General features: G+C 72.2%; 25 protein-coding genes. 8 read left to right on the top strand and 17 right to left on the bottom strand.

What is annotated here, in order from left to right:
- Positions 1-19: 19 nt before the first annotated feature.
- Positions 20-976 carry an ROK family protein gene (locus Q7L65_RS09290; protein ID WP_304720628.1) on the bottom strand — a complete coding sequence of 319 codons (957 nt, stop codon included), beginning with the start codon at positions 974-976 and terminating at the stop codon, positions 20-22.
- A 152-nt stretch (positions 977-1,128) separates the two neighbouring features.
- Here Q7L65_RS09290 and Q7L65_RS09295 point away from each other — a divergent pair, with 152 nt between their 5' ends.
- Entirely contained in the window at positions 1,129-3,513 is a 2,385-nt protein-coding gene (locus tag Q7L65_RS09295; protein WP_304720629.1) for a glycerophosphodiester phosphodiesterase family protein, read from the top strand.
- 94 nt (positions 3,514-3,607) lie between these two features.
- Positions 3,608-3,814, top strand: coding sequence for a hypothetical protein (locus Q7L65_RS09300; RefSeq protein ID WP_304720630.1), 207 nt, complete (start codon positions 3,608-3,610; stop codon positions 3,812-3,814).
- On the opposite strand, the gene Q7L65_RS09305 is transcribed toward Q7L65_RS09300, so the two are convergent.
- Both Q7L65_RS09305 and Q7L65_RS09310 read right to left on the bottom strand, forming a co-directional pair.
- Complete coding sequence (locus Q7L65_RS09305; RefSeq protein WP_304720632.1) at positions 3,811-4,515, bottom strand: DUF3159 domain-containing protein; 705 nt, start codon at positions 4,513-4,515, stop codon at positions 3,811-3,813. The genes Q7L65_RS09300 and Q7L65_RS09305 overlap by 4 nt on opposite strands.
- A 124-nt stretch (positions 4,516-4,639) precedes the next feature.
- On the bottom strand, positions 4,640-5,692 hold the full coding sequence (locus tag Q7L65_RS09310) for a L,D-transpeptidase/peptidoglycan binding protein (RefSeq protein ID WP_304720634.1): 1,053 nt from the start codon (positions 5,690-5,692) through the stop codon (positions 4,640-4,642).
- A 245-nt stretch (positions 5,693-5,937) separates the two neighbouring features.
- On the opposite strand from Q7L65_RS09310, the gene Q7L65_RS09315 reads away from it, so the two are divergent.
- Positions 5,938-6,984, top strand: coding sequence for a UDP-N-acetylmuramate dehydrogenase (locus Q7L65_RS09315; protein WP_370552543.1), 1,047 nt, complete (start codon positions 5,938-5,940; stop codon positions 6,982-6,984).
- A 71-nt stretch (positions 6,985-7,055) separates the two neighbouring features.
- On the opposite strand, the gene Q7L65_RS09320 is transcribed toward Q7L65_RS09315, so the two are convergent.
- From Q7L65_RS09320 to Q7L65_RS09330, 3 genes are read right to left on the bottom strand one after another with little or no spacing between them, the layout of a single operon-like run.
- The gene (locus Q7L65_RS09320; protein ID WP_304720637.1) at positions 7,056-8,060 is read right to left on the bottom strand and encodes an NADP-dependent oxidoreductase; all 1,005 of its coding nucleotides are present in this window, start codon (positions 8,058-8,060) and stop codon (positions 7,056-7,058) included.
- A 33-nt stretch (positions 8,061-8,093) separates the two neighbouring features.
- Positions 8,094-8,750: a ribose 5-phosphate isomerase A gene (gene rpiA, locus Q7L65_RS09325; RefSeq protein WP_304720639.1), complete on the bottom strand. Its 657-nt coding sequence runs from the start codon at positions 8,748-8,750 to the stop codon at positions 8,094-8,096.
- A 43-nt stretch (positions 8,751-8,793) separates the two neighbouring features.
- On the bottom strand, positions 8,794-9,960 hold the full coding sequence (locus Q7L65_RS09330) for an AI-2E family transporter (RefSeq protein WP_304720640.1): 1,167 nt from the start codon (positions 9,958-9,960) through the stop codon (positions 8,794-8,796).
- An 88-nt stretch (positions 9,961-10,048) separates the two neighbouring features.
- Here Q7L65_RS09330 and Q7L65_RS09335 point away from each other — a divergent pair, with 88 nt between their 5' ends.
- On the top strand, positions 10,049-10,726 hold the full coding sequence (locus Q7L65_RS09335; RefSeq protein WP_304720642.1) for a TIGR00266 family protein: 678 nt from the start codon (positions 10,049-10,051) through the stop codon (positions 10,724-10,726).
- Between the two features lie 7 nt (positions 10,727-10,733).
- On the opposite strand, the gene Q7L65_RS09340 is transcribed toward Q7L65_RS09335, so the two are convergent.
- A complete protein-coding gene (locus Q7L65_RS09340) occupies positions 10,734-11,453 on the bottom strand; it encodes an HAD-IA family hydrolase (protein WP_304720643.1) in 720 nt (239 codons plus the stop codon).
- 98 nt (positions 11,454-11,551) lie between these two features.
- Between Q7L65_RS09340 and Q7L65_RS09345 the strand changes: the two genes are divergently transcribed.
- Positions 11,552-12,661 (top strand): SpoIID/LytB domain-containing protein, encoded by a 1,110-nt coding sequence (locus Q7L65_RS09345; RefSeq protein WP_304720644.1) that lies wholly within the window; start codon positions 11,552-11,554, stop codon positions 12,659-12,661.
- 129 nt (positions 12,662-12,790) lie between these two features.
- Here Q7L65_RS09345 and Q7L65_RS09350 read toward each other — a convergent pair whose 3' ends face one another.
- From Q7L65_RS09350 to Q7L65_RS09360, 3 genes are all read right to left on the bottom strand, one after another.
- Positions 12,791-13,246, bottom strand: a complete 456-nt coding sequence (locus Q7L65_RS09350) for a GNAT family N-acetyltransferase (protein WP_304720645.1) — start codon at positions 13,244-13,246, stop codon at positions 12,791-12,793.
- A gap of 91 nt (positions 13,247-13,337) precedes the next feature.
- On the bottom strand, positions 13,338-14,768 hold the full coding sequence (locus Q7L65_RS09355) for an RNA polymerase sigma factor (RefSeq protein WP_304720646.1): 1,431 nt from the start codon (positions 14,766-14,768) through the stop codon (positions 13,338-13,340).
- Positions 14,765-15,139 carry a YciI family protein gene (locus Q7L65_RS09360; protein WP_304720647.1) on the bottom strand — a complete coding sequence of 125 codons (375 nt, stop codon included), beginning with the start codon at positions 15,137-15,139 and terminating at the stop codon, positions 14,765-14,767. The genes Q7L65_RS09355 and Q7L65_RS09360 overlap by 4 nt, the downstream gene beginning before the upstream one ends.
- Before the next feature lie 223 nt (positions 15,140-15,362).
- On the opposite strand from Q7L65_RS09360, the gene Q7L65_RS09365 reads away from it, so the two are divergent.
- Both Q7L65_RS09365 and Q7L65_RS09370 read left to right on the top strand, forming a co-directional pair.
- Positions 15,363-17,099, top strand: coding sequence for a hypothetical protein (locus tag Q7L65_RS09365; protein WP_304720648.1), 1,737 nt, complete (start codon positions 15,363-15,365; stop codon positions 17,097-17,099).
- A 122-nt stretch (positions 17,100-17,221) separates the two neighbouring features.
- The gene (locus Q7L65_RS09370; protein WP_304720649.1) at positions 17,222-17,581 is read left to right on the top strand and encodes an MmcQ/YjbR family DNA-binding protein; all 360 of its coding nucleotides are present in this window, start codon (positions 17,222-17,224) and stop codon (positions 17,579-17,581) included.
- Positions 17,582-17,599: 18 nt separating this feature from the next.
- Here Q7L65_RS09370 and Q7L65_RS09375 read toward each other — a convergent pair whose 3' ends face one another.
- The 4 genes from Q7L65_RS09375 to Q7L65_RS09390 form a co-directional block, all read right to left on the bottom strand.
- Entirely contained in the window at positions 17,600-18,370 is a 771-nt protein-coding gene (locus tag Q7L65_RS09375) for a hypothetical protein (protein WP_304720650.1), read from the bottom strand.
- A 95-nt stretch (positions 18,371-18,465) separates the two neighbouring features.
- Positions 18,466-19,317: an ABC transporter permease gene (locus tag Q7L65_RS09380; protein WP_304720651.1), complete on the bottom strand. Its 852-nt coding sequence runs from the start codon at positions 19,315-19,317 to the stop codon at positions 18,466-18,468.
- Positions 19,314-20,363, bottom strand: a complete 1,050-nt coding sequence (locus Q7L65_RS09385; RefSeq protein ID WP_304720653.1) for an ATP-binding cassette domain-containing protein — start codon at positions 20,361-20,363, stop codon at positions 19,314-19,316. Before Q7L65_RS09385 ends, Q7L65_RS09380 begins: the two co-directional genes overlap by 4 nt.
- 204 nt (positions 20,364-20,567) lie before the next feature.
- Positions 20,568-21,032: a helix-turn-helix domain-containing protein gene (locus Q7L65_RS09390; RefSeq protein WP_304720654.1), complete on the bottom strand. Its 465-nt coding sequence runs from the start codon at positions 21,030-21,032 to the stop codon at positions 20,568-20,570.
- A 51-nt stretch (positions 21,033-21,083) separates the two neighbouring features.
- Between Q7L65_RS09390 and def the strand changes: the two genes are divergently transcribed.
- Positions 21,084-21,587 carry a peptide deformylase gene (gene def, locus Q7L65_RS09395; RefSeq protein ID WP_304720655.1) on the top strand — a complete coding sequence of 168 codons (504 nt, stop codon included), beginning with the start codon at positions 21,084-21,086 and terminating at the stop codon, positions 21,585-21,587.
- On the opposite strand, the gene Q7L65_RS09400 is transcribed toward def, so the two are convergent.
- From Q7L65_RS09400 to Q7L65_RS09410, 3 genes are all read right to left on the bottom strand, one after another.
- On the bottom strand, positions 21,566-22,135 hold the full coding sequence (locus Q7L65_RS09400) for a dihydrofolate reductase family protein (protein ID WP_304720656.1): 570 nt from the start codon (positions 22,133-22,135) through the stop codon (positions 21,566-21,568). The genes def and Q7L65_RS09400 overlap by 22 nt on opposite strands.
- 37 nt (positions 22,136-22,172) lie before the next feature.
- Positions 22,173-23,093, bottom strand: a complete 921-nt coding sequence (locus Q7L65_RS09405; RefSeq protein WP_304720657.1) for an NADP-dependent oxidoreductase — start codon at positions 23,091-23,093, stop codon at positions 22,173-22,175.
- Positions 23,094-23,181: 88 nt separating this feature from the next.
- Entirely contained in the window at positions 23,182-23,757 is a 576-nt protein-coding gene (locus Q7L65_RS09410; RefSeq protein ID WP_304720658.1) for a hypothetical protein, read from the bottom strand.
- Positions 23,758-23,784 lie beyond the last annotated feature (27 nt).

Below are 23,784 nucleotides of genomic sequence, written 5' to 3' on the forward strand. Positions count from 1 at the left end.
GTCAGGCGACCAGCAGCGGTCAGGCGACCAGCAGCGCCGCGCCGACCGCGCCGCCGAGATCGCCGAGCGCCGCCAGGCGGATCGACGGCGGACGGTCGTCGTTGAAGAGGTGCGGCTGCATCGCGCCGGCGATCTTCAGGCGGTACTCCTCGCCGAGCCGCAGCCCGAGCCCGCCGCCGATCACCACGACCTCGACGTCGAGCAGGTTGACGGCGGAGGCGACGCCGGTCCCGAGCGCCTCGACGGCCTCGTCGATCAGCTCGATCGCGAGCTTGTCGCCGCCCTCCAGCGCGCGCTGCCAGATGCCGCTCGTCAGGCGCGGTCTGTCGTGCTTCTTCATCAAGTGGAAGAGATCGGTCTTCTCGCCCTCGTCGTGACGCTTGCGGGCGCGCGCCTCCATCGCGCCGCGGCCCGCGTAGGCCTCGAGGCAGCCGCGCCGGCCGCACGGGCACTTCGCGCCGCCCTGCTTGACGACGACGTGGCCGAGCTCGCCAGCCGCGCCCTCGCCGTCCCAGGTCTTGCCGCCGAGCACGATCCCGCCGCCGACGCCGGTGCCCCAGAAGACGCCGAGCAGCGAACGGGCGCCCCTGCCGGCACCGAGCTGGACCTCCGCGTCGGTCGCGACCGAGACGTCGTTGCCGAGCTTCACGGTCGCGCCCTCGAGCTGTCTCGACAGCGCGTCGGCAAGCGCGAAGACGCCGTCCCAGTCGGGCAGGTTGCGGGCCTGGCCGACGCTGCCGGCACCGGCGTCGATCGCGCCGGGTGAGCCGACGCCGACGCCGCCGAGGTCGCCGATCGCCACGTCGGCCGCCTCCGCGGCCTCACGCAGCGCGGCCGCCATCGCGTCCGCGACGTCCTGCGGGCCGCCCGTCAACGGGGTCGGATGCCGCGCCTCTCCGAGGACTCTGTTGTCGTCGTCGACGACGACCGTCTGGATCTTCGTTCCGCCGAGATCGATGCCACCGCGTGGAGCCATCCGGCCAGCATAGTGGTGCTTCCGGCTGTGACTGGACCTGAAGGTCTGGTCTCAGTTCCATCACATCAAAATGACATCTCAACTACAACCTGTCGTAGTCGGGCTCCTAGGTTGGCGGCGTCGTACCCCCTCGAATCCCCGACAGGAGTCGCATGATCACCCGCAGAATGGCCGCGCTGCTCGGCACGGTCGCCGCTGCCGGCGCGCTCGCCGGCGCGACGGCCGCGCCCGCGCTCGCAGACCCCGTCACGGTCCTCGCCGAGAACTTCGACGGTGCCACCATCCCCGACGGCTTCAGAGCCATCGACGGAACGTGGACGGTCGCCAACGGCCGTCTGACCGGCGTCTCCCCGAACAGCGCGACGACGAACAAGATCACGTTCGGCCCGCACCTGCACGACTTCCAGTTCGAGGCGACCGTTCGCTTCGTCACGGTGACCGACGCAGCGCGATGGGCCGCGCTCGCGCTCGACATGCCCGCCGACGGCAGCGCGCCGTGGTGGCATGCCGCGATGCGCAGCGGCTCGACCGCCGCCAACGGCACCGAGTTCGCGCAGAGAACCGTCGCGAACGCGTGGGTCGTGACCAACGCCGCGCCTGCTCCGACCGCCGCCGGCACCGGCAGAGACGTCAGAGTCAAGATCGTCGTGCACGGCAACCGGGGCGAGTGGTACTTCAACGACGTGCTGACGCAGTCGACCACGTCGCTGCAGCGCTCTCAGTCGGGCGGCCTCGGCTTCGTCGTCAACGGCGGCAGAGTCGAGTTCGACGACGTCAAGGTCACCAAGCTCGACCGTCTGTCGCTCGTGCAGCCCAACGACGGCACCAACTACCCGCGCAACATCGCCCACCGCGGCTACTCGGCGATCGCGCCCGAGAACACGCTCGCGGCCGAGGCGGCCGGTGCGCGCGCCGGCGCCGACTGGGTCGAGACCGACGTCACGACCAGCGCCGACGGCACGCCGTACATCTCGCACGACGACACCGTCGACCGCACGACCGACGGCACGGGCGCGATCAAGAACCTGACCGACAGCTACCTCGACGTGCTCGACGCCGGCAGCTGGTTCGCGCCGGCCTACGCCGGCCAGAGATTGGAGACGTTGAGAGAGCTGCTGACCGAGGTCAAGCTCAGCCCGGCCGACTTCCTGCTCGAGATCAAGGCGCCGCAGAGCAGAGAGCAGGTCGCCAAGATCGTCAGAGAGGTCGTCGACGCCGGCATGATCGACCGCACGATCATCCAGAGCTTCGGCGACAACGAGCTGCGCTACGCGCGCGAGGCGAACGCCGACGTCCCGCTCGCGACGCTGCGCGGCGCGCTCGACGCCGACCCGGTCGCCGTCGCGAGAAGCCTCGACGTCGTCGCGTACAACCCCGACTGGGGCGCCCTGCGCGGCAAGCCCGAGGTGACGGCCGCGCTGAACGCCGCTGGCATCGCGGTCATGCCGTACACGGTCGACGACCCCAACCAGTGGGCGCTGATGCGCGACGAGGGCGTCGACGGCATCATCACCAACAAGCCGGGCGAGCTGACCGGCTGGGAGTGGGGCCTGAGAACGGCCGGCAGAAGCGGCGGCGTCACCAGAGCCGGCATCCTCGCGCCGGTCGACGGCGCGCAGTACAAGCGCGGCGAGTCGTTCTCGCTGTCGATCGACACGGGTGCCGCGGCGTCCGCTGCGGCGACGCTCGACGGCGCTGCGATCGCCGACGGCGCGACCGTCCGCGCCGCCGACCTGGCGCTCGGCGCGCACACCGTCAGGCTGACGACGAGCAGCGGCACCGGTGCCACCAGAACCGCCACGGCGTCTTTCACGGTCGTCCCGTCGGTGACGGGCATCTCGCAGCTGATCGCCGCCGCGAGAGGCGTGCCGAACTCGCTGCGCCCGCAGTTGCTGGTCGATGCGCTCGCGCACCGCTGGGGCAGAATCGCCGGCACGCTGGTCGCGCATGACAGCGAGCTGGGCGATGCGGCCGCGAGAGCGATCGGCGACGAGGCTGCCGCACTGGCCGCCGCCGAGGGTCCGGGCGAGGACGAGCCGGGCACCGGCATCCCCGGTCCGGAGGGTCCCAAGGGCGACAAGGGCGATCAGGGCGAGCCCGGTCCGGCTGGTCCGGAGGGCCCGGCTGGCAGAGACGGGACGAACGGCACCAACGGCGTCGACGGTGTCAACGGCAGAGACGGCGCCAACGGCGTCGACGGCACCAACGGCAGAGACGGCGCCGCCGGTCCGAGCGGTCCGGTCGGACCCGTCGGCCCGAAGGGCGACACCGGCGCGAGAGGCGCCAACGGCCGCGACGCGATCGTCACGTGCAAGATCACGGGCACCAGCAGCAGCCAGAGAATCGCCTGCACGGTGACGTTCGGCGCGAGAGCGGCGGCTTCCAGCACGAGAGCCCGCCTCGTCAGAAACGGCCGCACGTACGCGAAGGGGCGCGTCAAGGCGCTCAAGCCGGTCCGCAAGGTCAAGCGCGGCCGCTACACGCTGCGTGTCGCGAACGGCCACAAGGTCGTCGCGGCGAAGGTGACGGTGCGTTGAGGCGCACGTCACTCTTGAAGTGATGTGAGCAGACGGCGGCGGCCCGCGAGGGCCGCCGCCGTTCGCGTCTCCGGCTCGCTATCTTCGAACGACGATGGCGAGCTACTCAGATCCCACCTGCGGCTGCGGCGTCTGCGGCAGCGACGTGCCCCCGCTGATCGGCAGCGTGCTGACCGGCGTCGGGATGACCCTGGCGCAGGCCGCCAGAGCGCTCGAAGAGGGCCGCGAGCCGAACCTCACCCATGTCCAGCGCGAGATGGTCGAGCGCTGGGCGGAGCAGCAGATCGGCGCGGGCGCCTAGTGCGGCGCGGCTGCGTCGTCGGGCTCTGAGCCCGACGACGGGCGCGGCTGCAGCGCGCCCTCCTGGCGCAGCACGAGCCACGACAGCCACATGCCGACGGCGAACAGCGGCAGGCCCATCGCGACTTTCGCGACGCCGAGCGCGACGACCGCACCGGCGAAGTAGAGCGGCAGCTGGACCGCGAGGCGGGCGGCGAAGACGGCGACCCAGATCCACGTCACGTGGGTGTAGATGCGGACCTTGTCCGGATCTCTGCGCCAGCCCATGCCGGTCTGCGAGACGAGGCCGAGCGCGACGCCGGCGACCGGCCAGCGGAAGACGATCGAGCCGACGAGACCGATCACGTAGGCGCCGCTCAGCAGCAGGCCGGGGAGGAAGAAGTCCTCCGCCTTGCCGGTGCGCGAGACGACGAACGCCGCGATCGCGATCCCAGCGAGCCCGGACAGCGCGAACTGGACCGTCTGTCTGCGCACGAGCCGCGCGATCGCCATCACGACGCTGATCGCGACCGCGACGATCGCGGCGCTGCTCGGTTCCAGGCCGCCGATGCTGTAGGCGATCACGAACGCGGCCGCCGGCACGGCCGACTCGATGATCCCGAGCGGCCCGCCGAGCGCCTCCGCAAACGCGGCGCTCGCCGTCGGCGCCTGTGCCGCGGCAGCGATCCCGTCCCGGCGCGGGTCGTGGTGCTCGTCGCTCATGGGGTCATGTTGACGGAGTCGGCGAGCCGGCGGCGGCATGCCTGCGCGACGAGGCGAACTTCGGTGCCCAAAGCCCTCTGGGCAACGTGCTCACGCTCTTCGCGATCGAACCTCTTCCGTCGCGCTAGGCGGCGACGAGGACGGGCGTACCGATGTCGACGCGCTCGTAGAGGTCGATCACGTCGGCGGGGTCCATGCGGACGCAGCCGTGGGAGGCGGCGCTGCCGAGCGAGCCGATGTCCGCGGTGCCGTGGAAACCGACGGAGCCGTTGAAGCCGATCCAGCGCGCCACGAGCGGGTTGTTCGGGGCGCCGCCCGGGATCGTCTGGCCGGCGAGGTCGCCCGCCCACTCCGACTGGGGGACGTTCCACGGCGGGTCGACCTGCATCGACTGCACGACGAACTGGCCCTCGGGCGTCGGGTACTCGGCGGAGCCGACGGCGACGCCGTAGCTGGTCGTCAGCTCGCCTCTGACGAAGACGCGCACGGTCGTGCTCGACTTCGAGACGGTGACGACGGTCGGCGTGGCCTCCCACACCTGGTCGGTCGTCTTCGCGGGCGGGACGACGATCGTCTGGGCTCTGAAGCTGCGCTCGCCGCGCGGCTGGTGCAGCGCCCGCACGATCTGCTTCTGCAGCTTCGCCGGGTCCTTCAATCTCGCGCCGTCCTGCGACTCGGTCACCGAGACGCTGTCGACGGCGATCGCCAGCGAGGCGTCGACGGCGGGCTTCTCGACCGATCTCGTGATTCTGTCGACGAACGCGGCGACGGCTCTTCTGTTGACCGCGACGATGATCTTCTCGTTGCCCTCGACTCTGCCGCCGGTCAGCTCGCGCCAGCCGCGCTGGAGGAAGTTGCCCTGCTCGCCATGTGCAAGCGCGCGGCGGATCGCGCCATCGAACGAGATGCCGACTCTCGCGTCGGACGCTTTCAGCTCGACGGTTCTGCCGTCGACCTCGACCTTGACCGATCGCTGCGCCGGCTTGCCGACGCGTCTCTTCAGCAGCACGCGCGCCTCGGCCGGCGACTTGCCGCCGACATCGACGCCGGCGATCGTCACGCCCTTCGGGATGCGGTCGCTGGCGGCGCTCGCGTTGTAGCCGAGAAAGCCGACGCCCACGGCTGCGAGCAGCAGCAGGGCACCAGCTATGAGCAGGAGCGTCCGTGCTCGAGTCATGTTGGATCGTGTCGACACGTCGCAAGAAGGTAGCGGTCGCGGCGGCAGGCGTTACAAGATCGCCTGCATATGGCGGCTGGGCATGTCAGCATCGAGACCTCGATCGGGTCGCTTCGCTGCCGACCGCGCGAGGCGCCGAGCGGTCTCGCGCGGGTCGCTGCGCTGCCGATCGGGCGACGCCAAGCGGGTGGCCAGCCCTCCGCGCCCGGTCCGCGCGCCGGTCGCTATCGTCGCGGTCCGTGCCGATCAGGTCTCAATCCGACACCATCGCGACGCCGCTCGCGCCGCTGACGACGCTGCGGCTCGGCGGACCCGCGCGCAGGCTGATCGCGGTGACGAGCGAGACCGAGCTGGTCAGCGCCGTGACGGAGCTGGACGCGGCCGGCGAGCCGTTGCTGGTGCTGGCGGGCGGCTCCAACGTCGTGATCGCCGACGCCGGCTTCGACGGCACCGTCGTGCACGTGCGCACGTACGGGATCTCCCCTGTGGGAAGCGACGAGGCGATCCTCGACGTGCAGGCCGGGGAGCCGTGGGACGGCGTCGTCGCGTACGCCGTCGAGCACGGGCTGGCAGGGATCGAAGCGCTGTCGGGCATCCCCGGATCGGCGGGCGCGACGCCGATCCAGAACGTCGGCGCCTACGGGCAGGACGTCAGCCAGACGATCGTCGCGGTGCGCGTGTTGGACCGCGCGAGCGGGCACGTGCTGGAGCTACCGGCCGCCGACTGCGACTTCCGCTACCGCACCAGCGCGTTCAAGGGCCGCGACGAGCGGATCGTGCTGTCGGTGCGGTTCGGGCTGGGTGATGCTCCCACGCCGATCGCCTACGCCGAGCTGGCGCGGGCGCTCGGGGTCGCGGTCGGGGCGCGGGCGCCGCTCGCCGACGTGCGCGCGGCGGTGCTGGGGTTGCGGCGCGGCAAGGGGATGGTGGTCGATCCAGCCGATCCCGACTCGGTCAGCGCCGGCTCGTTCTTCACCAACCCGATCCTCGCCGCGGACGCGTTCGCCGCGCTCGCCGCCGCCGCGGGCGATCCGCCGCCGCCGGCGTTCCCGGAGCCCGACGGCCGCGTCAAGACGTCGGCCGCATGGCTGATCCAGCACGCCGGCTTCGAGCGCGGGACCGCGCGCGGCCGCGTCGGGATCTCCTCCAAGCACACGCTCGCGCTCGTCAACCGCGGTGGCGCGACGACCGCGGAGCTGGTCGCGTTCGCACGCGAGATCGCCGCCGGCGTCGAGCGCGCGTTCGGCGTCCGGCTCGTGCCGGAACCGGTCTTCGTCGGGCATCGCTGGTAGCGCGTCGGCACGGGAGTCCGCGGCAGCGCGTGAGCCCGCGGCGGCACCCTGCCGGCGGCGGCGGCGATTGACTAGACCCGCACCAGCATCTTGCCGATGTTCGCCCCGTTCAGCAGCTCGATGAACGCCTGCGGCGTGGATTCGAAGCCGTCGACGATCGTCTCGCGGTAGCGCAGCGCGCCGGACGCCATCCAGCCGCCCACCTGTGCGAGGAATCTGTCGCGCAGGTGAACGTGGTCGCCCACGAGCATGCCGCGGATCTGGCCGCGCGTCTGTATCAGGCGGTCGAGGTTGCGCGGGCCGGGCGTCGCCTCGGTCGCGTTGTAGATCGAGATCGCGCCGCAGACGGCGATCCGGCCGCGGACCCGCAGCGACCCGATCGCCGCCTCGAGCTGCTCGCCGCCGACGCTGTCGAAGAAGACGTCGATCCCGTCAGGGGCGATCGCGCGCAGCTGCGGGCGCACCGGCGTCTGCTTGTAGTCGATCGCGCTCTCGCAGCCGAGCTCCTCGATCACGTAGCTGGTCTTGGCCGGCCCGCCGGCGATCCCGATCACGCGCGTGGCGCCGAGCAGCCGCGCGAGCTGCGCCGCGGCGCTGCCGACCGCGCCGGCCGCGGAGGAGATCAGCACGACGTCGCCGTCTCTCACGGGCGCGACCTCGACGAGCCCGGCGTACGCGGTGAGGCCGGGCATCCCGAGCACGCCGAGGTACGCCTGCTCGGGCACGACCGTCGCGTCGACCTTCTGCGCGCGTCGCGCGGGGATCAGCGCGAGGTCGCGCCAGCCGGCGCCGTGCAGGACGCGGTCGCCGCGCGCGAACCGCTCGTCGCCGGAGGCGATCACCTCGCCGACCGCGCCGCCGTCCATCACCGCGCCGACCTCGAACGGCGCGATGTAGGACGTGCGATCGCTCATGCGTCCGCGCATGTACGGATCGACGCTGAGCCAGTGGTTGCGCACCAGCAGTTCGCCCTCGGCCGGCTCCGCCAGCTCGTGCTCGACGAACGCGAAGTCGTCGAGCGTGGGCTCGCCGTGCGGGCGCTGTCTGAGGTGGATCTCGCGTGCGGTCAGGTCCATCGACGACGTTCCTCTCGATCTCACATGCTGCGGTCAGATGCGGAGGTGCTCGACGCCGCTCGCGCGCGCGATCAGCACGTCGTGCACCATCGCAGATGGGAACAGGCCGTGGTCGACGATTCCGGGCGTCGCCTCCAGCCGCTGCGCCAGCGCGGCCGGGTCGTCGATCGGCTCGTGCAGGTCGGCGATCAGGCCGTTGTCGGGCGAGCGCGGGGTGTCCGGGCGCAGGCGCGCCATCGGCAGCCGCCGCAGCGTCGAGGCGAGGCCGAACTCGTGCAGCTCCAGCGGCACCGGAGCGTGCAGCCGCTCGACGGTCTTGTCGGAGGAGGCGATCACGACGAAGCGGTCCGCGGCGGCCGCGACGAGCCGCTCGCGCGTGTGCGCGCCGCCGCCGCCCTTGATCAGCCAGCCGTCGGGCGCGACCTGGTCGGCGCCGTCGATCGCGACGTCCAGCTCCGACAGCTCGAACGGCTCGACCTGCAGACCCAGCGCGCGCGCCGCCGCCTCGGTGCGCGGCGAGGTCGCGACCCAGCGCATCCGCTTGAGGTTGCGAGCGGCGAGCGCCGGCAGCAGGTACGCGACCGTCGAGCCGGTCCCGAGCCCGACCTTCTGGCCGTCTTCCACGAGCAGCGCCGCGGCCTCCGCCGACGCCTGCTTCTGCTGTTCGATCTCCGCCGCACTCGTCGTCATGGGGCGCAGGGTAGATGGTCCGCCCGTCGCCGCGCCGGGCGATTCAGTCGGCCGCTGCGCCGGCCGGGGTCTCGACCGCCGCGACGGGCGCGCGCATCGACTCCATCCGCTCGCGCCGCGGCCGGCCGGCCTCGCGGATGACGATCTTCAGCACGGCGGCGAACGGGACCGCGAGGATCGCCCCGACGACGCCGAGGATCGAGCTTGCCACGAGTACCGAGACGATCGTCGTGAACGCCGTCAGCTCGACCGCGCGGCGGTAGACGAGCGGGTAGACGACGTAGTTCTCGATCTGCTGGTAGATCAGCTGGATCACGAGCATGCCGCCGGCCGCGAGCGGGCTGACGGTGAGCGCGACGGCGACGAGGATCACGGCCGCGATCGTCGCGCCGACCTGCGGGATCAGGTCCAGGAAGGCCGCTATCACCGCCAGCACGATCGGGAACGGCAGCCCGAACGCCCACGCGGACAGGCCCGCGACCGTGCCCGCGACGCACGAGATCGCGACGTTGCCGATCAGCGACGAGGAGACCGCCCTGATCGACTCCTCCAGGATCGGGCGCCAGCGCGCCTCGACCGCCGGGTGCGCGAAGCCGAACAGCCAGTCGGTGATCTTCGGCCGCTCCATCAGCAGGAACAGCGCGAGGAAGCTGAGCGTGACGAGCGAGAGGAGCGAGCCGAAGACGCCGCCCGCGACGCCGAGCAGCGTCGTCGCCGCCTCCGGCAGGCCCGAGGCGAGGTCCTTCAGCGCGTTTCTGACGGTGTCCTGGTTGCCGGAGGAGACGAACGTCTCGAACGCTCTGCTGCTGGTCAGGTCGTCCCAATACTCCGGCAGGTGCTCGATGAAGTCGTGCACCTGACCCCACAGCGGGCCGACGGTGATCGCGATGATCAGGAAGGCGGCGAGGAACAGGCCGACGAAGACGGTCAGCGCCGCGCGGCCGCGCGGCCAGCCGCGTTCCACGAGCGCGCTGACGACGGGGTCGAGCCCGAGCGCGAGCACGCCGGCGACGAAGATCGACAGCAGCGCGCCGAGCGACAGCAGCGCCAGCATCACGGCCGCGCCGAAGGCGGCTATCAGCAGCAGCGTGCGGACCGGAACGATCAGCTCGACCTGCTTGCGCTGCGGACGGGCTGGGAGGGCGGGCGGCGCCGGCGGTGCGGGCGGCGCCGGGGGCACGGCGGGCGGCTGCGGCGGCTGCTGGCTCACGCGCGCACTCTAAGCGGCGCAGCGGCGGCACGCCGGGAGCCGCCGCGGGGCCCTCAAGTCCGTCCGCGCGAGCGTCGAGTATCGGGGTATGAACGTCTCCCTGCGCCATTCTCCAAGCTTCGCCGTCGCCCGTTGCACGCTCTCCGGCGGCGAGTCGATCAGAGCCGAGTCGGGCGCCATGATGGCGACCTCCGGCGGCGTCGGGATAGAGGCCAAGATGCAGGGCGGCCTGATGAAGGGACTGAAGCGCAGCGTGCTCGGCGGCGAGTCGCTGTTCATCTCGTCCTACACGGCGCCGTCGCAGGGCGGCTGGGTCGACGTCGCGGCGACGCTCCCGGGCGACCTGCAGGTGATCGAGCTGGGCGAGGCGGTCAACATCGCGAAGGGCAACTGGCTCGCCTCCTCCGACACGGTCGAGCTGGACACGAAGTGGGGCGGCTTCAAGAACCTCTTCGGCGGCGAGGGCGGCTTCTTCATCCACGCCTCCGGCAGCGGCAAGGTGATCGTCTCCTGCTACGGCGCGCTCGACACGGTCGACCTCGCCGCGGGTGAGTCGATCGTGCTCGACTCCGGCCACGTCGTCGCGTTCGATCCGTCCACGCAATTCACCACGCGCAAGGTGACGAAGGGCCTGATGACGACGCTGAAGAGCGGCGAGGGCCTCGTGATGGAGTTCACCGGCCCCGGCCGAATCCTGACGCAGTCGCGCACGCCCGGCGCGCTCGTGACCTGGCTGACGTCGGTGCTGCCGTTCTCGCGCGGCTGAGCCCCGCTCAGAGCTCCTGAACCGACACGCCGTCGGGCCCGGTCACGAAGCGCACGTGCGTCAGATCGGGCACGGCGGCGTCGGCGTCGAGCAGCCGCAGCTCGTGCGTGCCGTCGACGGCGAGCGTCGCGCAGCCCGCTGCGCGCGCGGCGGTGAGGCCGGCCGGCGCGTCCTCGACGACGAGGCAGCGAGAGGGCTCGAAGCCCAGCAGCCTGGCGCCGAGCAGGAACGGCGCCGGGTCCGGCTTGCCACGCTCGACGTCGTCGATCGTGACCGCGACCTGCGGCTGGATCACGCCTGCGGCGCCAGCGCGCGCGTCCAGCAGCGGGCGCGTGCACGAGGTGACGATCGCGACGCGCTCGGCCGGCAACGAGGCGAGCGCCTCCAGCGTGCCCGCCCGCGGAACGACGCCCTCGGTGTCGGTCACCTCGAAGTGCGTGATCTTCGCGGCGGAGGCGGCGACGCGCTCCGGCGGCAGCAGCCGCGCGACGATCTCCGCCGCCGGCATGCCGTGGCTGCCGCGCAGGCGGTCGGGGTGGACTTGCTCCTCCTCGGCCCACCGCAGCCAGCAGCGCTCGACCGACGCGGTCGAGTCGATCAGCGTGCCGTCGAGGTCGAACAGGATCGCGTCGAAGGTCCGTCCGGCGAACGCCTGCGCGGGGTGCGGTGCGGGTCCGGGCCCGGCGGTCTCGGGGTCGGCGAGGTGCGTCGTGGCTCGGTCGCTCATGGGTTCATGGTGTAGCAGGACACGATGCACCAGAATGGCGCATCGCGAGCGGGTCCTCTGACGCCACAACTCCCGCGCCGCTCTGGTGTCATCGGTGCATGCTCCGAACGTTCCGCCTCACCCCGTTGCTCGTCATCGTCGCAGCGTGCTTCGCCGTCGCTCCCGCGGGCGCGGCGCAGCGGCTCGTGGTCAGAGGCGCCGGTTTCGGCCACGGCGTCGGGATGAGCCAGTACGGCGCGCAGGGCTACGCGCTGCAGGGCGCGAACTACCGCACGATCCTCGCGCACTACTACGCGGGCACCAGACTGGGCCGGGTCCCGGCGTCGTCCGTCGTGCGGGTGCTCTTGCGCAGAGGTCGCACCGCGACGTTCACGGGCGCGACACGCGCGGGGCGCAGCAGACTGAACGCGGCGACGACGTACCGCGCGGCGCTGAGCGGCTCGAACGTCGTGCTGGCGGGCGGCGGCCGCACGGTCAGAGTCGCGCAGCGCGCGCGGATCGCCGGTCCCGGGCCGCTCACGGTCGGGGGCGGGCTCGGTCGCTACCGCGGGACGCTGGAGCTGTCGCGGGGCGACGACGGCGGGCTGCAGGTCGTCAACGCGGTCGGGATCGAGGACTACGTGCGCGGCGTCGTCTCGGCGGAGATGTACGCGAGTTGGCTGCCCGACGCGCTGAGGGCCCAGGCCGTCGCCGCGCGCACCTACGCGCTGACGATCAGAAAGGGCGACGACGGCTTCGACCACTTCAACGACACCAGCTCGCAGGTCTACGGCGGCGTCAGAGCCGAGACGGCCGCGACCGACGCCGCGGTCGCCGCAACGCGGCTGCAGGTCGTGACCTATCGCGGCAGAGCGGTCCCGACGTACTTCTACGCCAGCTCCGGCGGGCGCACCGAGAACGCCGAGGTCGGCTTCGCCGGGTCGTCGCCGGAGCCGTGGCTGGTCGGTGTCGCCGATCCCTACGACCTCTGGTCCGGCAACCCGTACCGCAGCTGGACGAGAAGCTTCACCGTCGCCGACGCCGAGCGCCGCCTCGGCAGCACGTTGGACGGCTCGCTGGTCGCGATCCGCGTGCTCAGACGCGGCTTCTCAGGTCGCGTCGTGAGCGCAGAGGTGGTCGGCAGCGACGGTGCGACGACGGTCACGGGCGACCAGCTGGCGGCGGCGTTCGGGCTGTGGTCGACGTGGGCGAGCTACACGCTGCGGTGAGCGCCGCGGCGTCGGCGTCGGCGTCGGCGGCCGCCGACGCGCGCTCGCGGCGGCGCGACCGGCGCGCCGCTCAGCCTGGATCCACCGATATCCGCGAGCGTGCCGCCGCGCAGATCGGTGGATCCAGGCTCAGCCGAGCATCCGCTCGTAGACGACGTACGAGGTCAGGTCGGCGACCTCGTCGTAGAGCGAGCGGGCGGGGCCGTTGAACTGCTGCGTCTGCCAGTAGAGGCGCTCGGAGCCGCGCTCGCGCGCTGTGGTCGCGAGCGCCTCGATCAGTGCCACGCCGGCGCCCGTGCCGCGCGCGGTCGGGGCGACGAAGAGGTCTTCGAGGTAGGTGTAGCTCGTCGCCGACCAGGTCGAGGGGTGGACGATCGCGTGCGCGAAGCCCGCGAGCGAGCCCTCGTGACTGACGGCCGCCAACCCGAACATCCCGTCGCGCTGCTCGCACATGCGCGCGAACGTCAGGTCGGTGATCGCCGGATCCAGCTCGTGGCGGTAGAAGCGCAGGTAGCCGTCCCACAGCGGCTGCCACGCGGCGCGGTCGTCGGCGCGCAGCGCGCGGACCTGCAGGGGAGTGCTCATCGCCCGCACCCAATCAGGTTGGCGACGCGGACGCCAGGTGCTGCGCGACGTGGCGCGGCGACCGGGCGGCGCCGGCTCGGCCAGTCGCCGCTCATTGCACCGGCGGCTCGGCCAGCTTCGCCGCGCGCGCCGCCAGGTACCGCTGCTCGGGCAGGCTCGTGGTGCGGCGGGCGGCCAGCTCGTAGGCGGCGCGGGCCGCGTCCGTGTCGCCGGCCAGCTCCAGCAGGTGCGCGCGGACTGCCTCGAGGCGGTGATGGGTCGCGGTGCGGTCGTCGTCGGCGAGCCTGTCGAGGAGCGTGAGGCCCGCGCGCGGGCCGTCGACCATCGCCAGCGCGACGGCGTGGTTGAGCGTCACGATCGGGTTCGGCGCGACGCGCTCCAACAGGCGGTAGAGCGCGAGGATCTGCGGCCAGTCGGTCTGCTCGGCGTCGGGGGCCTCGGCATGGACGGCGGCGATCGCGGCCTGCAGTTGGTAGGGGCCGAGCGGGGCGTGCGGCAACGTCGCCTCCAGCAGCGCAACGCCCTCGCGCACGTACGCCGCGTTCCAGCGCGAGCGATCCTGGTCGGCGAGCCGCACGAGGTTGCCGTCGGCGTCGGTGCGCGCGGGACGGCGGGCGTCGGTCAAGAGCATCAGCGCGAGCAGGCCCGCGACCTCCCCGGCCATCGGATCGGCGGCGCGGGCGGCGATCGGATCGGCGGCGCCGGCGGCCATCGGATCGGCGGCCCCCGCCGCCGCGGCTGCGCTCGCGGGACCGGACCGCTCGACACGCGCATCGGCACGGTTCGGCGCCGCTTGCGTCAGCGCATGCACCGCCCGCGTCAGGCGGATCGCCTCGCTCGTCAGCTCCGCGCGCGCGAGGTCCGGCCCGGAGGTCGCCGTGTAGCCCTCGTTGAAGATCAGGTACAGCACGTGCAGGACCGCGCGCAGGGCGTCGGCGCGCCGCGGCTCGGGCGGCATTGCGAACTGGCCGCCGCTCGCCTTGATCCGCGCCTTCGCACGGCTGATCCGCTGCGCCATCGTCGCCTCCGGGACGAGGAACGCCTGCGCGATCTCGGCCGTCGTGAGGCCGCCGACGGCGCGCAGCGTCAGCGCGATCTGCGACGCGGGCGAGAGCGCCGGGTGACAGCAGAGGAACAGGAGCGTGAGGGTGTCGTCCTGCTCGTCGTCGCGTGATCCGAGCGCTGTCGCGCCGCTCGCGCCGAGCGGTCGCGCCGTCTCCTCGCCCGGCGCCTGCGCGACCTGCGCGTCCGCCGGCTCCCGCGCCGCCGCGACCTCTTCGCGGCGGCGGCGGGCGTGCTCGCTGCGCAGTTCGTCGACGACGCGGCGCGAGGCGACGGTGACGAGCCAGGCGCGCGGGTTGCCGGGCAGGCCGTCGGCCGGCCACTGCGTCGAGGCGGCCAGCAGCGCCTCCTGGACGGCGTCCTCGCAGAGGTCGAACTGGCGGTGGCGGCGCACGAGCGCGCCGAGGACCTGCGGCGCCAACTCGCGCAGCAGACCCTCTATCTGCGACGGATCCGTCACATCTCCTCGCCGGATTGGCTCAGGATCGGGCGCACCTCCATCGCACCGAAGCGCGAGTTGGGCCATCTCGTCGCGATCTCCAACGCGCGCTCGGGCGTCTCGCACTCGACCATCAGGTAGCCGCCGAGGTGCTCCTTCGCCTCCGCGAACGGTCCGTCGGTGGCGATGGGCACGCCGCCCTTGATCCCGTCGCGCGGACGCACAGTCTTCGACTGCGACGGATCCGCCAGCGCCTGCGTGCCGATCAATTCACCGGAATCGGTGATCTCCTTCATGACGGCGTTGATCTCCGCCATCAACTGATCGCCCTCGTCGCCGAAGAACGCGGCCCGCGTGTCGGCGTTGTCATAGATCAGCAGCATGTACTTCATGGTGGCTCCTGTCGGTCGCGGCGCGCTCGTCCGGGCGCCTGTCATGGGGGAGTCGGAACTGCCGGCGGGTTCTCGACATCGTCCTGGAGATCACAGCGGAGCACCGAAGGACTGCTGTCGTATGGCAGCAGTAATCCTCCGGTCCTCCCGTGCGAGCGCCCGCGCGACACGTCACACCGGAAACATTCCCGCCACACACCGCGAACGGATAGCGTCGCGCGCCATGAGGCCCACGCTGTTGTTCGCATCGCTGCTGCTCGTGCTGATCCTGCCCGCAGCCGCCCACGCCGCCGACCCGCTCCCGCCCGCGACGGAGATATCGCAGCCGCTGTCGTTGCAGGAGGCAGCGGCGGCGGGGATCGTCGACCTCAGACCGAAGGGCGGCTTCGGCGGCGACAGCGTCGCGGTCGACCTGACCGGTGCGCGCGTCAGAGGCGCGCCGGTCGTCGCGACGGTGCGGATCGAGTTTCTCGGCACGCAGAAGGACGGGACGCCGTGGCCGCAGAGCAAGGCCGACGAGATCGCCGCCGCGATCGCCAGACGGCTCGCGGGCTCGAAGTCCTCCGACGGAACCCCGTTCAGCGTCGAGGTCGTCGCGAGAGTCCGCGCCGGCAGCGACCCCCTCACCGGCGGCACACCCGGGTACCACCAGATCGTGCTGGAGGATCGCCCGCGCGCGTCGGACGCGAGCATGGTCTCGGGCAGACCGTTCGGGCCCAACGGCGAGAAGTCGGGCAGCTGGGGCACGAACGAGACGACGACCACGCTCGCCCACGAGACCGGCCACCTGCTTGGGATAGGCGACCGCTATACGGCGCGCAAGCCGGAGTGGATCGGACCCGACGGGCAGCACGTCAAGCTGCCCGAGTACAGAGGCGCGGGCGGCGACATGAGAGCGATGAACGCCTGGTGGGACTCGGTGGTGAGAGCGTCCGACGCGCTCGATGCGAGATATGGCAGAGGCGACATACAGCCCGGGATCCCGAGAGGCGGCGAGAACGACATCATGGCCGACGGGACCGGCGCCGAGCACGACAAGCCGATCATCCCCGGCGACGTCGACAGACTGATCGCAAGCGCCGGCGTGCGGATGAGAGCGAACCCCGGCGACGTGCTCGCGAACAAGAGCGCCGAGGACCAGAACATGGTCGTCGGCGCGCCGCTGGACCTCTACGCCCCGAAGGGCGGCACCGTTCACCGTGACGGCCTGTTCGCCTATTGCATCGACCTCCACCGTCACGTCCCCAAGACGGAGGGCCGCTTCGACGTGCTCGGCCCGGCGGCGGCGCTGGCGACGACCTATCCGCAATACGCCGCGCTGCAGCAGATCGTCGACGAGATCGCGCGCCGCCAGGCGGACCCGGCCGTCGGCCTCGGCGGCCCGCTCGGTGCCAATGACGCGATCTGGGCCGTGACGGACGCGTCGCCGTTGTCGTCGCCCGAGGGGGAGGCGATCCTCGCCGCCGCGGGCGTCGCGTTCGACGCGGCGGCGTTCGCCGGCTCGCCGCACTTCGTCGACCCCAACGCCGCGGGCGCGACGACCGCCGGCGTCAGCCCGACCGGCGTGCTGCCGGCGGTCGCTGCCGACCGCACTCCGCCGGCGCTCGACCCGGCGCTCGCGCTGCCGGCGGCGAGACTCGGCTACCTGCGGCTGAGATCGGGCCGCGTGCGCGCCAACCGCCGCACCGCCGTCACACTGCGTTCGCTGCAGGACGGCTCGGCGACGCGCTGGAGCGTCACGCTGCAGCGACGCGGCGGCTCGCTCAAGAGCGCCAGAACGCTGCCCGCGCTGACGCTGCCCGCCGGCCCTGACGTCAACGTCATCCGCCTGCCGCGGCTGAAGCGCGGGCACTACCGGCTCGTGCTGAGCAGCCCGGACGGCGGCACGCGCCGACTCGCGGTGACCGCGGTGGTGGTGAGAAAGAAGAGACACGCGAGACGGGCGCACCGGCGCGGCTGACGTGCGCTGAGCTGGGTGGCCGAGGACCGCAGGATCACTGCTGCCAGGCGGCAGCAATCCTCCGGTCCTCGTCCGCGCAGACGGGCGGCCGACACGCCGCCGTGCTGGCTAGGCTTGGCGGCATGACGCCGCAGCAGATCGAGGCCGCCTGCCTGGCGCTGCCGGGCGCCGGCAAGGAGTTCCCGTTCGGCGAGGAGACCGCGGTCTTCAAGGTCGCGGGCAAGGTCTTCGCGATCTGCCGCCTGGAGCACGAGCCGCCGAGAGTGAGCCTCAGATGCGAGCCGGAGCTGGCCGTCCAGCTGCGCGTGAAGCACGCGGCGATCGCACCCGGCTGGCACCTCAACAAGCGCCACTGGAACACGGTCACCGTCGACGGCTCGCTGTCGCGCGGCATGATCGTCGAGATGATCGAGGACTCCTACGACCTCGTCGTGGAGAGACTGCCGAGAGCCAAGCGGCAGACGCTGCGGTGGCAGGTCTGAGCGGGCCGCGCGCCCGTCTCACCGCACCCGCAACGTGCGCGTCCCGAGTCTCACCCCGTTGGAGCTGATCGCGACGCGGTAGCCGCCTGCCGCGAGCGATCTCGTCGGGAGGGCGGCGCGGCCTCTGCCGTCGGCGGTCGCGACGAGCGTGCGCGGGCGGGCGCCTCTGCGGGTCGCGCGGAAGCTGATGCGGCCGCTGACGTTGCAGCGCACCCCGACGCGCGCGCCGTGCGCGACGCTCGCGCGCGCGAAGCGGCAGCTCGGCGCCTGCGGGCGGAGCGGGAGCTGGTAGTAGGCGACGTCGTCGGTGATGTAGCGCTGGTAGGCGCACAGCACCACGTTGGGAACGCCGAGCTTGACGCCGAACGGGACCGAGTCGCCGGACCAGTCGAGCGTGTTCGCGGGCGGGTCCGGGTTCACCTGCAGGCTGTCGTCCATCACGAAGCCGGTGGGGGAGAGCGAGGCGTTGAGGCCCGGCAGGTTGATCGACTTCTGCAGCTGGGTGCTGTAGCTGGGCGCGCAGAGCGGGTCGACGTCGGCGTTCTGGACGTACATCGAGAGCGTGTACGAGGTCGTCGTCGCGCTCGTCTGCGGCTCGCTCCAGACCGCGTGGCCCGACAGCCTCACCTTCTGCACGCTGCCCGCGACGAGCCGGTCCGGTCTCACGATCGCGATCGTGTTGCCGGGGTAGGCGGGGGCGGTGCCGCCGGTGACGGTTGCGGCGGAGGCGCTCGGCGCAGCGACTGCGGTGAGCGAAGCGACCAGGACGACGAGACGAATGGGGAGCATCTGTACGGGACCTCTGGCGACCGGGGACGAACGTGCCAGTTCGATGGCTACCCGACGAGCGCGCGCCCGACGCGCGCGCTCACCGGTCGTTCACGTCAGCCGGCCTTGCGGTACAGCCGCGTCGTCAGCGGCACGAACACGAGCGTCAGGACCGCCGCCTCGCCCAGCACCAGCGCGATGTCGTCGAGCGCCGCGTCGTCCTGCATCAGCCCGCGCACCGCCGTCACGAGGTGCGTGACCGGGTTGATCTGGACGATCGTCTCCAGCACGCTCGGCAGCGTGTTGGGGTCGACGAAGATGTTGCTGAGGAAGACGAGCGGGAACAGCGCCATGAAGCCGGTGTTCATGACCGCGTTCGGCGCCCGCATCAGCAGCCCGACGGTCATGAAGACCCACGCGAGGCCGAAGGCGAACAGCAGCACCAGCAGGATCCCGAGCAGCACGCCGGGGACGCCGCCGTCTGGCCGGAAGCCGAGGATCAGCCCGACGACCACGACGACGCTGCCGGCGATCAGGTAGCGCGCGCTGTCGCCGATCACCGCGCCGACGAGCGGCGCCGGGCGCCACAGCGGAAGCGAGCGGAAGCGGTCGACGACGCCTCTGGTCATGTCGGTGTTCAACGCGACGCCGGAGTAGACGGTCGTGAAGAGGACGGACTGGACCATCAGACCAGGCAGGATGAACTGCAGGTACTCGCTGGTGGAGCCGGCGATCGCGCCGCCGAACATGAACGTGAACATGACGGTGAAGAGGACCGGCGTCAGCGTCGCGTCGATCAGCTGCTCCGGCACGTGACGGATCTTCAGCAGCCCGCGCCAGCCGAACGCGCGGCAGTGCGCGAACGCGCTCGCGCGCGGCGGCCGCGGGCCGGATTGCAGCGCCTTGCGCAGCGCTTCGTGCTCGGCGGCCGTGCGGCCGTTGGTCTGGGTCGTGTCGAGCGTGCTCATGCCGCCTGCTCCTGCTCGGTCGAGGTGGAGGTGGAGGTCGGTGTCGGTGTCTTCGGGTCCGGGCGCTCGTCGTCGCTGCCGTCGTCGTCGCCCTCCTCGCTCGCGGCGGTGTGGCCGGTGAGCGCGAGGAAGACCTCGTCGAGGCTCGGCTGCCCGAGCGAGAAGCCGGCGACCCCGAGCCCGCCGCCCGTCAGCTCGCCGATCGCCGCGGCGGCCGCCTGCGCGTCGCCGCACTGCACCGACAGCGCCGCCGGATCGGCCTCGAGATGGACGCTGCCCAGCCGCGCCGCCAGCGCGCGCTCGGCCTGCGGCCGCTGCGCGGGGTCGAGCAGCCGCACGTGCAGCGCGCCCGCGCCGACCGACGCCTTCAGCTGCGCCGGCGTGCCCTCCGCGATCACCTTGCCGCGGTCGATCACGGCGATCCCCTCGGCGAGCTGGTCGGCCTCCTCGAGGTACTGCGTGCAGAGCAGGATCGTCGTCCCCTCCGCGACCAGCAGCCGCACGATGTCCCAGACCTGGTTGCGCGAGCGCGGGTCGAGGCCGGTCGTCGGCTCGTCGAGGAACAGCAGCCGCGGCGTGACGACGATGCTGGCGGCGATGTCGAGCCGTCGCCGCATCCCGCCCGAGTAGTTCTTGACGAGCTTGCCGGCGGCCTCCTCCAGCCCGAACGCGTCGAGCAGGTCGTCGGCGCGCGCGTGCGACTGCGCGCGGCCGTAGCCGAGCAGGCGCGCCAGCAGGATGATGTTCTCGCGGCCGGTCAGCTCCTCGTCGACCGAGGCGAGCTGGCCGGTCAGGCTGACGGCGCTGCGGACGGCGTCGGCGTCGCGCACGACGTCGTGGCCGAACACGCGGGCGCTTCCGGCGTCGGGCGCGAGCAGCGTCGCGAGCATCCGGATCGTCGTCGTCTTGCCGGCCCCGTTGGGGCCGAGCACGCCGTAGACCGAGCCGGTCGGGACGGCGAGGTCGACGCCGTCGACGGCGCGCTTGTCGCCGAACTGCTTCACGAGTCCGCTCGCTTCGATCGCGAGACTGGAAGGCGGTGTCATACGGGCTCCTCGAATCGGTCTGTCTGTCGTCTGGACGGTCGATCTGTCCAGCTCTGCGTCAGGGGCCCGTGACGATTGTCTGCCCTCAAGCAGGCTTGAAGTCAAACGTGAACTGGCGATCGACCTGTTCGAGGACAGAGACCGGCGCGGTGCGCGGAACTCATCGGTCGTCGTTGCGGAGCAGCACGTGCGACGCGCGAGCGCTCAGCCGACGGGCGGCGCGTGCGCAACCCAGGCGATCAACGCGTGGCGCGCGAAACGCCATGCGCCGGCGACGCGCCGGCCGGGCAGCTCGCCGTGCTCGGCGAGTTCCAGGACGTCGACCTCGCGGACGCCCAGGAGGGTCGCAGCGCCGGCGGGGGTGAGGATCGGGCGGTCGGGGCTGTCGAGCGCGGTGTCGGCGACGGCGTCGGGATCGGCCGTGCCCGCCTCGGTGACGTCATCACGCGGGGTGCGGACCGCGACGGCCCCTGCCAGCTCCCCGCGGCCGATCTCGGCGACCGCGCGCAGCGCTTCGAGACCGGCGGGCGAGTCGGGGTCCACATAGCGGTCGACGAGGCCGGCGACGAGGTCCTTCTTGCGCGCGTCGATCGCTGTGACGGCGCGGTCCAACCGTTCGCCCTGCTCGGCCGAGAGGCGCACGAACAACGGTGTCAGCTCTTCGCCCATGGAGGATATCTTAGCGCGCTATCGGATATCGCATTAGCTATCCTGTTGCCGATGTCGCGAGAGCAGCTGCGCCAGTGGGGCGATCCGATCCTGCGGATGAAGACGGTCGAGGTGACGGTGTTCGACGGTGCCCTGCGGCGCCTGGTCGAGCGGATGAGCGCGCTGATGGAGGGCGCGGCGGGCGCTGGCCTCGCGGCGCCGCAGGCCGGCAGCGCGCAGCGGCTGTTCGTCTACCGGCTGAGCGAGGAGGCGCCGGTCGAGGTGCTCGTCAACCCGTGTCTGACGTGGGCGTCGGACGAGCGCCTGCTCGGGCCGGAGGGCTGCCTCAGCATCCCGCGCGTGGCGGTGGAGGTGGAGCGCGCGGCGGCGGTCACCGTCGTCGGCTGCGACGCGCGCGGCGTCGAACGGACGGTCACCGCCGAGGGTCCGGGCGCGGTCGTGCTGCAGCACGAGCTGGATCACCTCGACGGCATTCTGATGCTCGACCGCGCCGCACCCGCGGAGCGCCGCCGCGCGATCCGCGAGCTGCGCGATCAGGCGTTCGCGACGCGATAGCTCAGGTACGTCACGCCCATCCCGAATCTGCGCGTCTCGATCGGCTCCAGCGGCAGGCGCCGGTCGAGCGGCGGCAGGAACGGCGTGCCGGCGCCGAGCACGATCGGGTAGACGTACAGGCGCAGTTCGTCGACGAGGCCGGCGCGCAGCAGCGAGCCGCCGAGCGCCGCGCCGCCGGTGTGCAGCTCACCGTCGCCGTCGCGCTTGAGCCGCGCGACCTCCTCCGCAGCGTCGCCGCGGACCAGCCGCGCGTTGCCCTCGACCCGCTCCAGCGTGCGCGAGAAGACGACCTTCGGGGTCGCCCGCCAGATGCGCGCGAAGTCGACCACCTCCGGGCTCGCGCCCGGCTCCTCGTCCGCCGTCGGCCAGTAGCCGCTCATCAGCTCCCACAGTCTGCGCCCGTACAGCTCGCCGGCCGCGGATCGCGACTGGTCGTTGAGGAAGCCGTGCAGCTCTGCGTCGGGCATCGTCCAGTCGATCGCCGCGCCCGGCGCCTCCACGAAGCCGTCGAGGGAGACCTGCATGCCGTAGATCACGTGTGCGCTCATGGTGGTGAGGACTGTGTCACGCGACCGGACTCATCGGTCACGGCAGCAGCACGATCTTCCCGCGCGTGTGGCGCTTGGCCAGGTCGCGGTAGGCGTCGCGCACCTCGTCGAGCGGGTACGTGCGCGCGATCGGGATCTCCAGCGCGCCGTCGGCCACCAGGCCGGCCAGCTCCGCCAGCACGACGGCGCTGACGATCGAGCTGCCGCCCGTCGCCTGCGCGCCGACGCGCTCCGCGGCGCCCCAGTCGATCACCGTCGCGATCCGCTGCGGTGCGACGCCGAGCGCGACCGCGAGGTCGACGTAGCCGTCGCCGAACGTGTCGATGAAGGCGTCGACGCCGCCGTCGCCCGCCGCGGCGCGGATCCGCTCCGCTTGGCCCTCGCCATAGGCGACGGGCACGATGTCGCGCGAGCGCAGCCAATCGTGGTTCGCTGCGCCCACGAGGCCGATCACGGTCGCGCCGGCATGGCGCGCGAGCTGCGCGGCGGTGCCGCCGACGCCGCCCGCGGCGGCCGACACGACGACCGTCTCACCGGCCTGCGGGGCGACCGCTCTGACCGCCGCATAGCCCGCGCACGGCGCGACGAAGAGCGACCCGGCGACCTCCCACGAGACCGCCTCGGGCTTGGTGCTCAGCTGCTCGACCGGGACGCTCACCAGCTCGGCGTGGCTGGAGCGCTCGTCGCTCCAGCCCAGCACCGGATCGCCGACGGCGAACGTCGCGACGCCGTCGCCGAGCGCCTCGACGGTGCCGCTGAAGTCGCTGCCCTCACCGGACGGGAACGTGGACGGCCAGCGCTGGGCGAGCGCCCCCTCGCGGATCGCGGCCTCGCCGGGGTTGATCGCCGCTGCCTTCACGCGCACGAGGACCCGGCCGGCCGCGGGCACCGGGTCGTCGACCTCACGCACCTCGAGGACGTCGACGCCGCCGTACTCGTCGAATCGAACTGCCTTCATCGTCGTGCTCCTTCGCGGACGGGGTGATTGTCCTTGATGGTGCACGCAACGAGTCGAGCACGAACGTGAGGTTCGCCGCAGGTGCGGCTCAGTCGCAGATCGAGACGCCCGGGATCGCGAGCGTGGCGAGCGGTCTTCTGGCGCTCGCTCTGCCGTTCGCGAACCCGCCGACGACGCGCTTGCCGCCTCTCCTCACCGTCACGAGCGTGCCGGCGAAGGTGTCGAAGAACTGCGCTCTGGCGGAGAAGCCGGCGTCTTTGTAGCGGTTGACCATCCCGGTCGCGGTCGTCTGCCCGGCGACGACGCCGGTCGCGGTCCGCACGCCTCTGCGGAACGAGATGTTCGTCAGCTTTCTCGTGGAGCCGTCGAACGTCGCTATGCCGACCAGGCCGGCGGGTGCTCTCGGGCCTCTGAACTGGAATACGAACGGCAGCGGATCGCCGGCCAGCTCGCAGCCTCTGCCTCTGTTCGCCAGCCACCCGGTTCTGAGCGCCGCGGCACTCGTCATCCCGAGTCTGAGCGGGCCGATGCCGTCGAGGCGCAGCGTCGGCAGCGCGGCGGCGCGGGCTTGTGGACTGGGTGCGTCGGCCGATGCGCCGACGACGGGTGCGACGACGGCGGTGGCGAAGGCGGCCGCGGCGAGGAGCGAAAGACACCTGATCATGGTGCGCAACGTACCAGTGCGCGGAGA

Source organism: Conexibacter sp. CPCC 206217 (assembly GCF_030646165.1).
Lineage (GTDB): Bacteria > Actinomycetota > Thermoleophilia > Solirubrobacterales > Solirubrobacteraceae > Conexibacter.

What these genes read in the sequence shown, in the direction of transcription:
- Q7L65_RS09290 (WP_304720628.1), bottom strand. Translation starts at nt 976, where the DNA reads ATGGCTCCACGCGGTGGCATCGATCTCGGCGGAACGAAGATCCAGACG.
- Q7L65_RS09295 (WP_304720629.1), top strand. Translation starts at nt 1,129, where the DNA reads ATGATCACCCGCAGAATGGCCGCGCTGCTCGGCACGGTCGCCGCTGCC.
- Q7L65_RS09300 (WP_304720630.1), top strand. Translation starts at nt 3,608, where the DNA reads ATGGCGAGCTACTCAGATCCCACCTGCGGCTGCGGCGTCTGCGGCAGC.
- Q7L65_RS09305 (WP_304720632.1), bottom strand. Translation starts at nt 4,515, where the DNA reads ATGAGCGACGAGCACCACGACCCGCGCCGGGACGGGATCGCTGCCGCG.
- Q7L65_RS09310 (WP_304720634.1), bottom strand. Translation starts at nt 5,692, where the DNA reads ATGACTCGAGCACGGACGCTCCTGCTCATAGCTGGTGCCCTGCTGCTG.
- Q7L65_RS09320 (WP_304720637.1), bottom strand. Translation starts at nt 8,060, where the DNA reads ATGGACCTGACCGCACGCGAGATCCACCTCAGACAGCGCCCGCACGGC.
- rpiA (WP_304720639.1), bottom strand. Translation starts at nt 8,750, where the DNA reads ATGACGACGAGTGCGGCGGAGATCGAACAGCAGAAGCAGGCGTCGGCG.
- Q7L65_RS09335 (WP_304720642.1), top strand. Translation starts at nt 10,049, where the DNA reads ATGAACGTCTCCCTGCGCCATTCTCCAAGCTTCGCCGTCGCCCGTTGC.
- Q7L65_RS09340 (WP_304720643.1), bottom strand. Translation starts at nt 11,453, where the DNA reads ATGAGCGACCGAGCCACGACGCACCTCGCCGACCCCGAGACCGCCGGG.
- Q7L65_RS09345 (WP_304720644.1), top strand. Translation starts at nt 11,552, where the DNA reads ATGCTCCGAACGTTCCGCCTCACCCCGTTGCTCGTCATCGTCGCAGCG.
- Q7L65_RS09350 (WP_304720645.1), bottom strand. Translation starts at nt 13,246, where the DNA reads ATGAGCACTCCCCTGCAGGTCCGCGCGCTGCGCGCCGACGACCGCGCC.
- Q7L65_RS09360 (WP_304720647.1), bottom strand. Translation starts at nt 15,139, where the DNA reads ATGAAGTACATGCTGCTGATCTATGACAACGCCGACACGCGGGCCGCG.
- Q7L65_RS09365 (WP_304720648.1), top strand. Translation starts at nt 15,363, where the DNA reads ATGAGGCCCACGCTGTTGTTCGCATCGCTGCTGCTCGTGCTGATCCTG.
- Q7L65_RS09370 (WP_304720649.1), top strand. Translation starts at nt 17,222, where the DNA reads ATGACGCCGCAGCAGATCGAGGCCGCCTGCCTGGCGCTGCCGGGCGCC.
- Q7L65_RS09375 (WP_304720650.1), bottom strand. Translation starts at nt 18,370, where the DNA reads ATGCTCCCCATTCGTCTCGTCGTCCTGGTCGCTTCGCTCACCGCAGTC.
- Q7L65_RS09380 (WP_304720651.1), bottom strand. Translation starts at nt 19,317, where the DNA reads ATGAGCACGCTCGACACGACCCAGACCAACGGCCGCACGGCCGCCGAG.
- Q7L65_RS09385 (WP_304720653.1), bottom strand. Translation starts at nt 20,363, where the DNA reads ATGACACCGCCTTCCAGTCTCGCGATCGAAGCGAGCGGACTCGTGAAG.
- Q7L65_RS09390 (WP_304720654.1), bottom strand. Translation starts at nt 21,032, where the DNA reads ATGGGCGAAGAGCTGACACCGTTGTTCGTGCGCCTCTCGGCCGAGCAG.
- def (WP_304720655.1), top strand. Translation starts at nt 21,084, where the DNA reads ATGTCGCGAGAGCAGCTGCGCCAGTGGGGCGATCCGATCCTGCGGATG.
- Q7L65_RS09400 (WP_304720656.1), bottom strand. Translation starts at nt 22,135, where the DNA reads ATGAGCGCACACGTGATCTACGGCATGCAGGTCTCCCTCGACGGCTTC.
- Q7L65_RS09405 (WP_304720657.1), bottom strand. Translation starts at nt 23,093, where the DNA reads ATGAAGGCAGTTCGATTCGACGAGTACGGCGGCGTCGACGTCCTCGAG.
- Q7L65_RS09410 (WP_304720658.1), bottom strand. Translation starts at nt 23,757, where the DNA reads ATGATCAGGTGTCTTTCGCTCCTCGCCGCGGCCGCCTTCGCCACCGCC.